Raw genomic sequence first — 13540 nt, 5'->3', positions numbered from 1 at the left:
TAGGCCAAGCAGTAGCCTTAGATAAATAGCTTGGAAGGGTTTATAAATAAACGGCGCGAACAAGGTAGATAGGGCTAAGTAAAAGTAAATATAACAGCGCACTCATGTTTAGTTTAAGCGCTAATCGGTCTAATTCGGCGGCTTCTGGATATTGCTTGGCTGGACCAAAGCGCGCTTGTTCTGCTTTTTGTTGTTGATAGTGGCGAGGTCCACCTAGCTCACTGTGTAAACTACTGGCGCTAACACTAATCAGTTTGCCGCTCGCCGCATAAGGCCAGCGAAAACCTTGGCTGAGGGCGGCTTTATTGCGCGCGACGTTTCCGTAACAACAAAAAATTAAAGCTAACAATTGAAAGGGGATCCAGCTAATTAGCTGGTAGAAATGGCTCGCGCTGATACCAAATTGGCGATATTGGGACAGTTTAGGGTTCCAGGCGAAATGTAGCTCGCTGACTACTCGGTAGATTAAGGCCGGTAATATACCGCCGAGCATAAACCAAAAAATAACCCCAAACCAATTGGCCGCCAAGCGTAGCAATAACATTTCCGCTGAAGCTTTGGCTACACCCACTGCAGATAAGTTGTCACAATCGCGCAATACCCAAGGGCGCAGGATGCCACGCGCTTGCTGGTGTTGCTGCTTGTTTAATAACAAGGTGATGCGATGGTAGCTATGCATTGGTGCTTGCCATTGTAATAAACAGACGAGCAATAGTGCATCAAGCAAGCTACTCAAGGGGATGAGTTGGTTAAATAGTGCTAAGCCTAGGGTTAGAGGCACCAATATTGCCAGCAGCGCGATACGCCCCGCCAGGCGTTGCTGACGAGGCCCGTTACTGCCCCGATTAACCTTTGCGGCGAGTTGCTCGGCAAACCAGCGGATCAGCAGCATGACTTTTCCTAACCCCCGCCCCGGTAATAGCCGCTCTATGGCAATACCTAGCAAAGGTAAACTAAGGCTTAGCCATAGCCAGGAGCTTTCGTCCATTATTTAGTCAGTTTCTCAAGCATTGCCAGTATCAAAGCCGTTGAATGCTTGGCCGCGGTTTCTAAAAACTCATCAAATGATGATGGGGATTCTTTACCGGCAATATCAGATAGCGACCGTATAACTACAAACGGTACCTCTGCTAAATGACAGACTTGGGCAATAGCTGCTCCTTCCATTTCTACGGCTGCCATAGTGGGAAAGTCTGCACGGGCTTTAGCCACGCGTTCGGGATCTGCCATAAAAATATCGCCAGTACAAATTAGCCCGCGAACCGTTTGATGACCTGACAGCTGCGTGGCGGCTTGTTCAGCAATATTAATTAACATTGTGTCAGCTTTGTAAGCTGCCGGATTAGCCGGAAGCTGGCCCATTTCGTAGCTGAAAGCGGTAAGGTCAACATCGTGGTAACGTAGCTCGTTAGAAATAACCACATCCCCCACTTTTAATGCAGGGTCAAAGCCGCCAGCAGAGCCAGTATTAATCACTTGGGTGGGTTGGTAGCGCTGTAATAACACCGTAGTAGCAATCGCCGCCGCTACTTTACCAATGCCTGAACGTGTTACTACCACTGGGTGATTGTTTATTTCACCACTGTAGAATTCGCAACCAGCAAAACTATAGGTATCACAGTTGTCGATTAAATCACGAAGTGCCACCACTTCTTGTTCCATAGCACCGATAATTGCAGTAGTCATAACCGTCTCTTTAATAAATAGAAAAATCAGCGGAATATTACCACAAGCCGATGTGAGGAACAGCTACAGATCGCGCACAAATACGCGTTGTGACTTACGCTGTTTAAAACCTATATGTTGATAAAACTGGTTGGCCTCTTCACGGGTAGTATCGCAACGAACCCGTATTTCACCAACACCGCGGCTAGCCGCCCAGTGGCGACATTGCTTGGCTAAAGCCCGGCCAATGCCTTGCTTGGAAAACGCCTGATCAACTACCATTCCACTGATTTCAGCAAAAGGTAGTGAGCCTAAGCGCAGAGCAATATAGACATGTACCCACCCCACCATTTGATCGTGTTCATTCACATAGACAAAAGCCTGATGAGCGGGGTTTTCTAAAATAGCGTGGATATTGGGTAAAACGCTTTGCGCGCTTGGATGGTAGCCTAGTTGTTTAGCTAACATTGCGATATCTAGCGCGTCTTCTTCTTTTATCGGGCGAATTTGCATAGCATTCCTTTTATTCTCGTAAACCAAGAGCTGGTTTTGTAAGACCATAGTTACCGACTTAAGCAGTGAACTGCAAGCAGCTTAGGTGAGATTTATGACTTTTTTAAGACAAAAGGCAACCTAGTATTCGTTACGACGACAAGACAAATATGCAATTCGAAGCCTAACATTAAGCGCAATGTTAATTCGCTTGATAAACCCTAACGTAATCCACGATCATTGTTTGCGGCCAAATATTCGAGTCGATACCATTGTTTCCTCCCCAAGTACCACCTACTGCAATGTTTAACAGTAAGTGAAAGCGAGCATCAAATGGCCAAGCAGATGATCCATTTTCAGGGTGTGATTGGCTATTGGCAGTGGTGAAGGTGTGTACACCGTCAAGGTAAAAATCTAAGCGGTTTTCGCGCCATTCAACAGCATAATCGTGAAATTCGTTAGATGCGTCATCAACCATGAAAGAGGTGGTGATCTGCGTGCCTTTAGTATGATTAAAGTCAGAGCTGTGAATAGAGTTATGCACTTTATCTTGGTCATAACCAACATGTTCCATGATGTCTATTTCACCGCTAGCGGGCCAATCGCCATAAACCCAATCAGTGGGTAACATCCAAATCGCTGGCCAAGTACCGCGTCCAGTAGGCAGCTTGGCACGAATTTCCAAGCGGCCGTATAACCAGTCGCCTTGGTTGCGCGATACTAAACGCGCCGAGGTATAGGCGTTGCCAGCTTGAGTTTCTTTAATCGCTGTAATCATTAGCTGGCCATTTTCAACGCGCGCATTTTTTGTTTCGCTGTCTGTATAATACTGTTCTTCTTGGTTGCCCCATCCGTGACCGCCTACGTCGTAGTCCCACTTGGTAGGATCGGGTAGGCCGTCGCTATCAAATTCATCAGACCACACCAGTAGCCAATTTTCTGCTTCTGGAGTCGCGGGCATTTTACCTATTTCACTATTGGGGTTTGACCCTGAAGAACCACCGCCACAAGCGGTGATGAATAAAGCTATGGGTATGAGCGGCAGTATACGTGTGGGGGCCATTATTTAATCCTTCAAACGGTGTGCGGTTAGCTAGCTTACTGTTAAAGACCATCGGCCTCTAAACAATCAGCGTCTTAAAAGAACTGCGCTGCACTGCTGGTTTATTCTACGCCAAAGCGATGAGTTTGATGATTGAGAAAGCTTGAACTGTCACTCGAATTAATGATTTAAAGCGTGGTTTGGTTTCATCAGGTTTATAGTTAGTTGCTATTGCAGCAAGGCTGTGAAGATCTGTTTGGTAAGGCGTGGGTATTAAAAAGGCCACTAACTATTCGTTAGTAGCCTTTATATTTGTTATAGCTAACTCGCTTAGTTAGGCCAAACCACTAAGCTAAACAGTTTTTTACCGCGCTTAACTACTGAGTACTTGCCGTAAAGGGCGTCACTAGCTAGCAGAGTAAGTTGTGGGTCGGTAAGTTTTTCACCGTTTACTGATACAGCGCCATTACCAATAAACTCGCGAGCCATCTTGTTAGATTTAGCTAGCTCAGTGGTAGTAAGTAACTCAACTAAGCTTAACTCGTTTTGCTCTAAGCGAGTGGTAGGCAAGCCATCTTGCGCTAATTGCTCTAAGTCTGATTCGCTTAGCGAGGCTAAGTCACCAGAGAACAGTGCTTGGGTAATGCGTTCGGCAGAGGCTAAACCTTCTTCACCGTGAACTAAGCGGGTGACTTCTTTGGCTAAAATACCTTGTGCGGCAGGACGACCTTGAACCGCTTTATCATTTTCTTCGATGGTGGCAATGTCAGCAACGTCAATGAAGGTGAAGTAACGTAGGAACGAGTATACGTCGGCATCGGCAGTGTTAATCCAAAACTGGAAGAAGGCGTAAGGCGAAGTACGTTTTGGGTCTAACCAAATGGTGCCGGTTTCGGTTTTACCGAACTTAGTACCATCTGATTTAGTAACCAAAGGCATGGTTAAACCGTACACCTTGTTGCCGTACATACGGCGCGCTAGGTCGATACCACCAGTGATGTTCCCCCACTGGTCAGAACCACCAATTTGTAGGGTCGTTTCTTCTTTATCGCTAAGTTCTGCAAAGTCGTAAGATTGCAGCAGCATGTAGCTAAACTCTGTAAACGAGATGCCCGACTCATCGCGGTCGATACGCTGTTTTACCGATTCTTTTTTGATCATGGCGTTAACACTGAAGTGTTTGCCCACGTTACGCATAAAGTCGATAACGTTAACCTTGCCAATCCAATCCAGATTATTGATCACTTTGGCGGCATTTGCTTGCTCGCCAAACTGAATAAATTGGCTCACTTGTTTTTGTAGTTTGCCTACCCAACCCGTCACGATGTCGTCACTGTTAAGTTTTCGTTCGGCGGCTTTAAAGCTTGGATCGCCAATTAGGCCTGTCGCGCCGCCTACCAGTGCTAATGGCTTGTGGCCAGCTTGTTGAAAGCGTTTAAGCATAAGCAGTGGCACTAGGCTACCAATGTGCAAACTATCGGCTGTAGGGTCGAAACCACAATACAGGGTGCGGGCTCCACTAGAAAGGTGTTCGGCCAGTTCTTCATCGGCAGTGCATTGAGCTACTAAGCCGCGCGCCTTAAGATCTTCTATTAATGGATTAACCGTTGTCGTCATAATTTAACCTGTATGTATTTCTGTACCCAATAGGGGCGATGAACAAATTTCCAGCCGAAGATTCTACACCTAAGTAGTAGCTAAAAAAACTGCTTAGTAGCACTAAGCGCTTTTAATTGCTCGGCTTATTTGATTTTTCCACTGCTTAGCTCTTCGCTTAAGTCTAAAGGCGCAACAATAGTGCCTTCACCAGAAAAACTAGGTGCTACCGCCAAATCAAAACCATCGTTGGTCATGCCGGGTAACCATTTGTCGATTAGCTCGGTTAAATTGATGGCTAAGGCTTTGAAGCCTACGTGATCTTTGCTAGCCCAATGTTCTGCGAGGGCTTGGTCGCTCCACAATAACAATACTTTTTCTTCACCGGTTTCGATGATTAAACAGCCTTGCTCATCACTTAAGGTCCATACCTGCTGAGTTTTACGGGCTTGCTCGATAAACTGCTGGTAGCGCTGTTTGGTGGTAAGACGGTTGCTTTGTTCTATCAGTGATTCATTACTCATGGTCAATCCTAGCTACTAATTGGCGGCGCGTAGTATAACAGCTCAGGGCAAACAGAATAGGGGGAAATCATCAGCTCTATTGATCTATGCCTACGCAGCAGCGGATGCTTAGCGGTAGACTAGCGGCTGTTTTTTTGGCTAGGTTTAGCCCTCTAGATTAAGTAGTTGTTGTGCAATTAGATTTATATGTAAATACCCTTGGTCGTCACCTTAAACAGCATTTTGGTGGGCGGGTACGCAAACTCAGCGTTGATGGTGATTTCACTTGCCCAAACCGTGATGGCAGTATTGGCAAAGGTGGTTGTACTTTTTGTAATGTGGATTCATTTGTCAAGCCGCAGCAGCAGAGCTTATCAATCACCGAGCAATTAACAGAGCGCAAAGCTGAACTTAAACATAAAGATATTCGTTATTTAGCCTACTTTCAGGCTTATACCAGTACTTACGCTGAAATTACCTATCTTCAGGGTATGTATCAGCAAGCGTTAGATGATGATTCTGTGGTGGGTTTATGCATTGGCACTCGCCCTGATTGTGTACCAGACGCTGTGCTTGAAATGTTGGCTGAGTATCAACAGCAAGGCAAAGAAGTATGGTTGGAGTTGGGGGTGCAAACCGCGCATGATATGACCTTAAAGAGAATTAACCGCGGCCATGATTTTGCGGCTTTTAGGGATGCGGTAGAGCGAGCACACCGACACAATATTAAAGTGTGTGCCCACTTGATTCTAGGTTTGCCTGGCGAGGATGCAAGCCATTACATGCAGTCTTTACAAGCCGTATTGGCTTTGAATATTGCGGGTATTAAGTTACATCCGTTGCATGTGGTTGAAGGAAGTACCATGGCCAAGGCTTGGCGAGCGGGACGATTACCCACCTTGGACCTAGATGAATACGTAAATCAGGCGGTAAAACTGATTCAACATACCCCGCAAAACATTGTTTATCATCGAGTGAGTGCTCACTCTCGTCCGCCAATACTATTGGCTCCTAATTGGTGTGAAAACAAATGGTTATCATTGACCGATATCGCTAAAAAATTGGCCGCTAGTGGTGGTCAAGGCTCCGCATTAAACTGATATTTAGTGATCAGTGCGAAGTTAATTACTTGTTTACTAAACACTTATTTTCATATATCGCTATATCAGGTAAAGTAGTTGCGGGTGTTGAATATTTGGACTATGGATGCAACAAGGTTTTTACCCAGCAATGTGGATGCAATTTACCATTGCGGTGCTTAGTGCACTGTTAGTGATAGTAATTTCGCTGTGGATAGTAACATTTAGGCGCTATAAAGCTCAGCGAGCTGCTATGCGAAAATCGCCTGCTGCACAATTAATGCTAGACGCCAATGATCAACAAGTGGTGTTTGCTAATCCTCGCTTTTGTGATTTGTTACAGCTATCTAATAATGGTAAGCGGTGGTTATTTTCAGATAAAGCACACTTAGGTCAGCTGGTTGAACTATTAGCTCCCTACCAACAAGTTGGCCATATTGAGGCCCTGCATTGGCAGGTCTCTTTCGAAGAGAAGTCTCAAGCATTTCTGGTTTATGCCAATTTAACCGAACACAATGGCCGCGAGTTATGGTTTATCAATGCCTACGAAAACTCACAAGGCTTTTCTTATCTTAATCGTATAGAGCAAGAGCAAAAACTGTTCGCTAACGTGCTTAATTCGATACCAGAGTTTATTTACTTTAAAGACTCTAGCGACCGCCTGTTAGGGTGTAATCAGGCTTGGGCAGGGTTTCATGGTTTGAAGCCCGGTGAGTTGGCCGGTAAACGCTTAAGCGATTTTTTAACTCGCAAAGAACTAGAGCGCAGCCAACATTACGATAAACAAGTTCTGTCGGGTGAACCTTGCCAACATACCGAGTGGTTTAGTGCGCCAGATAGCAGACAAATTCTGCTACAAAACAATATTTATCCGCTCAAAAACCAAAAAAATGAAGTCACGGGGGTGCTAAATGTTTCCTATGACGTCACCAAATGGCATGAGCTAAACCGTAAACTTGAACAAGAAAACCAAAACCGCATTAGTTCAGAAAAGAAACTCGGTCGGCAAAATAACCTTATTCGCACGGTTTTTCATTCTTCTCCCGACCCCTTGGGCTTTATTGATGATAAAGGGCATTTCATCGGGGGCAACGAGCCCTTTGCCAAGATGTTTGGGTACACCAGTGATGACTTATTAGGCAAGCATTTAACTGAAGTACTTAGTGAAGAACAGTTAGAGCAGCATCAGCAGCAAAATAATGAAATCCTCACAACGGGTAAACCTTTGCGTTATGAAGAACTGGTTTATCTAGATGATGGTCATCAGATTTGGTATGAAGTCATTAAAGGGCCTTACCAAGATGATACTAGTGGTGAACGAGGCATTATTTTTATTACTCGTGATGTAACAGAGCGCAAAGCCACCGAGCAACAGCTGGCAGATGCAATTATGCAGTTACAAGAATTAAGCTTCATTGATAGTTTAACGCAAGTTGCTAACCGTCGTAGCTTTGATGAAAAGCTGCAGCAGTTATGGTTAACTCATCGAAGAGAGAATGTAGAGCTAAGCTTATTGTTGTTAGATATAGACTGCTTTAAGCAATATAACGATAATTATGGCCATCAAAAAGGCGATGACGCCCTGCGTCAGGTGGCCAAGCTGATTAGCCGTTCGGTTAAGCGCGGCTCAGACCTCGTCGCCCGCTATGGTGGCGAAGAGTTTGCTATTTTGTTGCCCAATACTGGTAAAGAAGGGGCTAAGCGAATCGCTGAAAACGTGCTTAATAATATTGCCGAAGCCCAGATTTCCCATCAATATTCAGATGTAGAAGACTATGTTTCGGTGAGTATTGGTTTGGCGACCATTGTTCCCGAGCAAGGGATGGATTATGGGGAAATGGTGCGGATTGCTGACTTACAGTTGTATCGAGCTAAACACCAAGGCAAGGCGCGTTATTGTGCTGCAGGCGATAGTGAATAATACCCTCAATAATTAATAAGCGGTGTAACCATCAGCTAAGCCCTTGGTCACAATGCTCACAGCATCGTGGGCATGTAAGCTTTCATAATGATTCACCCGTATCCAAAAGTCACTCACCTGATCGGCTAGGTTAAAGCTATGTTGTAAGCGCCTAGCTGCGTCTTCGCAGAACATTAAGTTTTGTCCATTTAAACGCGCAAACTCCTGTTCGTCCTCTCGTTTTACCGCCGCTTGCACAGGCGTTTGGAGACTCTGTTCTACCCTGTCTATCAAGCTTATAAAGGGGAAATCATTAGCATTATCGGCAAGCTTTACTTTTATCTGAGCAATACTTCGCTGGCTATGAGGTGTAGCAATAATACCTTCAGTGCTACCTAACCAGCGTTCAACTTCTGCTTTGTCGACCTGATCTTGATCAAACTGCTTACTGAATGCCTTTTGAATGAGTTGGCGGGCCAGTGCCGCTGAGCAAGGGCAGGTAGAAGAATAAGGTACCTTGATACTCAACTCTATATGAGTGCGTTGCTGCAATCGGCTGGCTTTGATCTGCATAGGGTAAGCCTTCCAACCGGTTTTCCCTGAAACCAGAGATTGACGGCGCAGATGGTAATCAAAACTGAAGCTAACTTGCGCGTGTTCACTTAATTCTTGATGGCTTTTAATAAACTTATCCAGAAGAGTGTTTAATACGGCATAATCTAAAACATCTTCATTAGATAGTTGGTCTAGCAATAAATATAAGCGAGACATATGAATGCCTTTAGCTTTGGGGTCATCCAAGCTAACAAAGGCTTCGATACGAGCACTAACACGAGCTGGGGCCTGATTTTCAAAAGCTAACAAAATGGGCATTTCAATTTCGCTCATGCCTACCCAATCTAGTTTCCCTTCAGTTTGGGCTTGGCTTGAATTTGCGATGTCAGGCATTACAGTAGACATGCACTTAGTACTCCACAGGCGGTAATGTGCGGTATAACACTCGCAACATTGAATGGGCTTAAAAGATGGCAAGTTATACCACAAAACCTTGATTATTATTAACCACCATTGTTGTATGGATATTGATCTGAGGGCCTGCTCCTCTTTCAACATTGCAAATAGAAGGAATGTCTTTAATGACGCCATTAAAAAATTTAGCGACCTATTACGTGCACCTGTTGTCCCGATTAGGCTTGGTTAAATTCAGTATTAGTTTAGCCGCTGCCATTATTTTTGTGGCCTTAGCAATACAAATGAGCGTTACCTTTGCGCTTACCGGGCAGGTGTCAGCCGTAGATTTAATTCGCTCGGTGTTTTTTGGCCTCATCATTACACCTTGGGCGGTATATTTTATGTCGGTGGTGGTTGAGCAGATCGAAGACTCTCGGCAACGGCTAAGTAAAATGATTCGAAAATTGGAGAAAATGCGTTCGCGTGATTTGCAGTTAACTAACAAATTGAAAGCTAACATAAACCAATTGAATACTGAGATGGATGAGCGTGAAAAAGCCGAAACTGCGCGCCGTCAGGCCATCGTTAAACTCGAGCAAGAGGTCAAGCAGCGGCAGCAAGCTCAACAAGAACTCGAAGAGCATTCGGCATTGTTGCGTAGCTTCATCGATAGTTCGCCCGATTTAGTCTATTACCGAAATGAACAAGGGCAGTTTTCAGGATGTAATTTGGCCTTGGAACAGCTGGTTGGCCGTTCTGAAAAAAAACTGATTGGCTTAACCCCTTATGATGTTTATCCAGAAGATATTGCCGATAAAATTGTAGAAACAGATCATCAAGTATTTGATAACGACGAACCGTTAACTTACGAGCAATGGTTGGAGTACCCAGACGGACGAAAAGCCTTTTTTGAACTGCGAAAAGTACCGTTTTATGGGCGCAACGGCAACCGTCTCGGACTGCTGGGTTTTGGCCGCGATATTACCGAGCGAATGCGCCACCAAGCTAATATTGAAAAGGCTAATCGTGATAAAACTCAGTTTATCTCTACGCTTAGTCATGAGCTACGCACTCCGCTAAATGGAGTGGTTGGCTTGAGTCAAATGCTGTTAGATACACCGCTTAATGACGCGCAGCGCAAACAGGTAAATACCATATTGTTGAGTGCTACCACCTTAGGTAATATTTTCAATGATATTATCGATTTAGATAAACTGGATCGCCGTCGCTTTTCGGTAGCAATGGAGCCCATGGATTTTAACGCCTTGCTTACAGACATTGAAACCTTGACTGAAATGCAGTTGCAAAATAAAGGCTTAGCATTCAATTTTGAACAAATTGGGCCTATACCGCGTAGTATTGTGGCTGATCCTACACGTTTGCGCCAAGTGCTTTGGAATTTAACCCATAACGCGGTGAAGTTTACCGAAGTGGGTGGGGTAGATTTACTTGTCAAAGCGCAAAATCTGTCTGAGCAAGAAGTTCAGCTAGACATTAGCATCAAGGATACTGGACCGGGTATACCTGAGGATCAGTTTGAACAAATATTTGCCATGTATTATCAAGTAGAAAGCAGTAAGTCGGCCACCGGAACGGGTATTGGTTTATCGGTATCAAGGCAGTTGATCCGCGCCATGGGTGGGGATATAACGGTCACCAGTGAAGAAGGTAAGGGCGCTTGTTTCACCATAAGTTTAGCTGTGAAATTAGATGAAATTCCTGATGAAGCAGAGCAAATAGACCACCCTCCTTTAGACATCCTATTGGTCGAGGATGTTGAATTAAATGTCACCATTGCTAAAGCTCTATTAGAAAAGCTAGGCCATTACGTGGTGGTAGCAATGACCGGAGCTGAGGCTATCGAAGCCTTTGACCCCGACCAATTTGATTTGGTGTTACTCGATATCCAGTTGCCCGACATGACGGGGTTTGATATTGCCAAGCATTTGCTGCAGCAATACGACAAGGCTGACTTGCCGCCGTTAGTCGCACTCACCGCTAACGCAGTCAGTAGCCGTCAAGAATTTATCGATGCCGGTATGCTTGATGTTATTCATAAGCCGATCAATCGAAATGCCGTTGTACATTGTTTTAATGGTGTGTTTGCTATTGGTGAAACGCTATCTACCGAGCCAGACTCCAGCCCTAAACAGGCCTTGAGCCGAAGTTCTCAACCCATTTTAGACTTAGATTTAATTGAGCAGTTTTGTCATCAAATCGGCGAGAAGGTGCTCACCGACAGCATTGCCTTGTTTAGGCAAGTCATGCCTGACTACCTACAGGTTTTGGAAACCAATCTGTATGCTAAGGATCAAGACGGAATCGCTTCTGAAGCTCACAAAATCAAGGGTGCCGCAGGCTCTATTGGTTTAGCCAGAATTCAGCGTTTAGCCAACAAGATACAGTCTCCTGAGTTACCTGCGTGGTGGGATAATGTTGAAGATTGGATCCATCAATTGAGCCATGACTACCCTGAAGACTTAAAGCTTTTAGACAAAATGATTGATGACTTGAGTATTGAACAGCACTAACTATGGATAGAGGCTCTGAGCTGACAGCCGCTTTATTGTGGAAGTGTCTGTCAGTGTCAGACTGCTGAATAAGGGGGCGTGAGATGTCTTGGGTCAACCAGCGCTTGTCATCTGACTCTGTTTCTACCCTCAGCTTTGGCTTGATATAAACACTCATCAGCCAGTTTTAATAACTCGGTTTCGCTATGCTTTTCAGCGGTGGCTACCCCACAACTTAAGGTAACTTTTAGTTCTCCCTTTTTCCATTGTATATCTGCCACGTTGCAACGGATTCGCTCAGCTAAAGCAAATGCCGCTGAGTATGGGGTGCTAGGCAATATCACCAAAAATTCCTCCCCGCCATAGCGGCCTACCGTATCGCATTGGCGAAGAGAGCCCGCTATGCAATTAGCGATGCAGTGCAGAACTTCATCACCAAATAGGTGCCCATATTGATCATTGATTCGCTTAAAATAATCGATATCAACCATCACAACTGACAACGGCGAATTCCTGATATTACTGACATGTAACTCTTGGGATAGCTGTTCAAATACAAACCTACGATTAAAAATACCGGTTAGCTCATCGGTATTCGTTATTTCCTTGAGCTGACTGTTTGCCCGTTCAAGCTCAGCGGTTTTATCTTTTACTTTTTTATCTAGTAGTAGGTTTGACTTTAAGATCAGCGATTGCCTAAGCTTTAACATCGCCATTAGCAGTAGCATTAAACCTAGTGTCATCAGCATACTGATCTTAAGCCATAGTGGGATGTTTGTTATTTGCTCCAGTAGTCCTGCGGGCTGATTAATAATATGCACGTTGTCGGGGAGCGTTGCAGGTCTCACAGCAAATCGCTGCATTAAGTTATAATCAAACACTGTTTGATAAACTAAATTCTGAACAATCTCAATTTGATTTGCAGGGGTACCCGATAGGATCGCTAACGCTAATTCAGCGGCTTTCTGACCCTGTTCTTTACCGGAGGTAATGACGCCACCCAAGATACCTTTTCCTAGAAAAAAATCCCACGAGCCATATAAGGGCACTTTAGCCGCACCATTAACGATATCAATACCATCAAGATAAGAAACAAATTCATTGTTATCATCACGATTGAATGACAATAAGTAGATCAGCGTTCCTGTGTTTAATGATGAGATATATTTAGGAAGTTGCTGCCAGGTAAAATCGCTATAAAACCTTATAGCCACACGTTGAGAAAAATGATCTTGCAGCCCAGACAAGCTTTGCTTGATAGCTAAACCTGTAGTGGTTTTATCAACGACAATTATGATTTCTTTTGTTTTAGGGTGAACGCTCAACATCAATTCTATGGTGCCGATGACATCGGCTTCTTCAACGACGCCGGTGACTTGTTCTAAGCCCTGAATGAGTGCCGTTTGAAAAAAATTCACCCCACAAAAAACAATAGGAATATCCGGATATAACTCAGCATTATGCTGACGGACAAACTCAAGGGCGTTGTTATCGGACGTAATAATTAAATCAAAAGGGGTTTGATCACTTTTAGCTCTAAACAATTCAATCTGTTTTTTGGTATAAAGCGTCCCTGTATTACGCTTGGAATCAAGGTATTCGAAATAGACTTCTATGTTACGGTTTTTGGATGAAAAGACAGACTTTATGCCTTCACTGATACTGTCCGTCCACTCTAAGCCCTGATGATAAGAGTGCAAAACCAGTACTTTCTGTGTTTTTGCTTGCGCTTCACTGACAACAATAGACCAAAGCAGTAAAGCGCAAAGTTTTAACCAATACATCGCTTTCTGCACTCCATG

Annotated in this window: 11 protein-coding genes; 3 read left to right on the top strand and 8 right to left on the bottom strand. The window is 44.4% G+C overall.

Features of this window, described 5'->3' with window-relative positions; all coding sequences use genetic code 11:
* Positions 1-40 precede the first annotated feature (40 nt).
* The 6 genes from ACVFI8_RS06930 to ACVFI8_RS06905 form a co-directional block, all read right to left on the bottom strand.
* The gene (locus ACVFI8_RS06930) at positions 41-988 is read right to left on the bottom strand and encodes a cobalamin biosynthesis protein CobD/CbiB (RefSeq protein ID WP_457873444.1); all 948 of its coding nucleotides are present in this window, start codon (positions 986-988) and stop codon (positions 41-43) included.
* On the bottom strand, positions 988-1686 hold the full coding sequence (gene mtnN / locus ACVFI8_RS06925; RefSeq protein ID WP_457873443.1) for a 5'-methylthioadenosine/S-adenosylhomocysteine nucleosidase: 699 nt from the start codon (positions 1684-1686) through the stop codon (positions 988-990). The genes ACVFI8_RS06930 and mtnN overlap by 1 nt, the downstream gene beginning before the upstream one ends.
* A 63-nt stretch (positions 1687-1749) precedes the next feature.
* Positions 1750-2178: a GNAT family N-acetyltransferase gene (locus tag ACVFI8_RS06920; RefSeq protein ID WP_457873442.1), complete on the bottom strand. Its 429-nt coding sequence runs from the start codon at positions 2176-2178 to the stop codon at positions 1750-1752.
* 181 nt (positions 2179-2359) lie between these two features.
* Positions 2360-3220 carry a glycoside hydrolase family 16 protein gene (locus ACVFI8_RS06915; protein WP_457873441.1) on the bottom strand — a complete coding sequence of 287 codons (861 nt, stop codon included), beginning with the start codon at positions 3218-3220 and terminating at the stop codon, positions 2360-2362.
* 309 nt (positions 3221-3529) lie between these two features.
* Positions 3530-4816, bottom strand: a complete 1287-nt coding sequence (gene tyrS, locus ACVFI8_RS06910; protein ID WP_457873440.1) for a tyrosine--tRNA ligase — start codon at positions 4814-4816, stop codon at positions 3530-3532.
* A gap of 125 nt (positions 4817-4941) precedes the next feature.
* Positions 4942-5319, bottom strand: a complete 378-nt coding sequence (locus tag ACVFI8_RS06905) for a DUF2750 domain-containing protein (protein ID WP_248714182.1) — start codon at positions 5317-5319, stop codon at positions 4942-4944.
* A 170-nt stretch (positions 5320-5489) separates the two neighbouring features.
* On the opposite strand from ACVFI8_RS06905, the gene ACVFI8_RS06900 reads away from it, so the two are divergent.
* The gene (locus ACVFI8_RS06900; RefSeq protein WP_248714183.1) at positions 5490-6398 is read left to right on the top strand and encodes a TIGR01212 family radical SAM protein; all 909 of its coding nucleotides are present in this window, start codon (positions 5490-5492) and stop codon (positions 6396-6398) included.
* A gap of 106 nt (positions 6399-6504) precedes the next feature.
* A complete protein-coding gene (locus tag ACVFI8_RS06895; protein WP_248714184.1) occupies positions 6505-8298 on the top strand; it encodes a sensor domain-containing diguanylate cyclase in 1794 nt (597 codons plus the stop codon).
* Between the two features lie 12 nt (positions 8299-8310).
* Here ACVFI8_RS06895 and folE2 read toward each other — a convergent pair whose 3' ends face one another.
* Positions 8311-9237 (bottom strand): GTP cyclohydrolase FolE2, encoded by a 927-nt coding sequence (folE2, locus tag ACVFI8_RS06890; protein ID WP_457873439.1) that lies wholly within the window; start codon positions 9235-9237, stop codon positions 8311-8313.
* Between the two features lie 176 nt (positions 9238-9413).
* Between folE2 and arcB the strand changes: the two genes are divergently transcribed.
* Positions 9414-11759, top strand: a complete 2346-nt coding sequence (gene arcB / locus ACVFI8_RS06885; protein ID WP_457873438.1) for an aerobic respiration two-component sensor histidine kinase ArcB — start codon at positions 9414-9416, stop codon at positions 11757-11759.
* A gap of 107 nt (positions 11760-11866) precedes the next feature.
* Here arcB and ACVFI8_RS06880 read toward each other — a convergent pair whose 3' ends face one another.
* On the bottom strand, positions 11867-13522 hold the full coding sequence (locus ACVFI8_RS06880) for a diguanylate cyclase (RefSeq protein ID WP_457873437.1): 1656 nt from the start codon (positions 13520-13522) through the stop codon (positions 11867-11869).
* Positions 13523-13540: the final 18 nt, after the last annotated feature.

It is taken from the genome of Agarivorans sp. MS3-6, from assembly GCF_054112545.1.
Note: the sequence above shows the minus strand (reverse complement) of the source record. Positions and strands in the feature narration are given on the sequence as shown.

Coding starts and splice junctions, on each gene's coding strand:
- folE2 (WP_457873439.1), bottom strand. CDS start 9,237: ATGTCTACTGTAATGCCTGACATCGCAAATTCAAGCCAAGCCCAAACT.
- ACVFI8_RS06930 (WP_457873444.1), bottom strand. CDS start 988: ATGGACGAAAGCTCCTGGCTATGGCTAAGCCTTAGTTTACCTTTGCTA.
- ACVFI8_RS06880 (WP_457873437.1), bottom strand. CDS start 13,522: ATGTATTGGTTAAAACTTTGCGCTTTACTGCTTTGGTCTATTGTTGTC.
- ACVFI8_RS06920 (WP_457873442.1), bottom strand. CDS start 2,178: ATGCAAATTCGCCCGATAAAAGAAGAAGACGCGCTAGATATCGCAATG.
- ACVFI8_RS06905 (WP_248714182.1), bottom strand. CDS start 5,319: ATGAGTAATGAATCACTGATAGAACAAAGCAACCGTCTTACCACCAAA.
- mtnN (WP_457873443.1), bottom strand. CDS start 1,686: ATGACTACTGCAATTATCGGTGCTATGGAACAAGAAGTGGTGGCACTT.
- arcB (WP_457873438.1), top strand. CDS start 9,414: ATGACGCCATTAAAAAATTTAGCGACCTATTACGTGCACCTGTTGTCC.
- ACVFI8_RS06895 (WP_248714184.1), top strand. CDS start 6,505: ATGCAACAAGGTTTTTACCCAGCAATGTGGATGCAATTTACCATTGCG.
- tyrS (WP_457873440.1), bottom strand. CDS start 4,816: ATGACGACAACGGTTAATCCATTAATAGAAGATCTTAAGGCGCGCGGC.
- ACVFI8_RS06915 (WP_457873441.1), bottom strand. CDS start 3,220: ATGGCCCCCACACGTATACTGCCGCTCATACCCATAGCTTTATTCATC.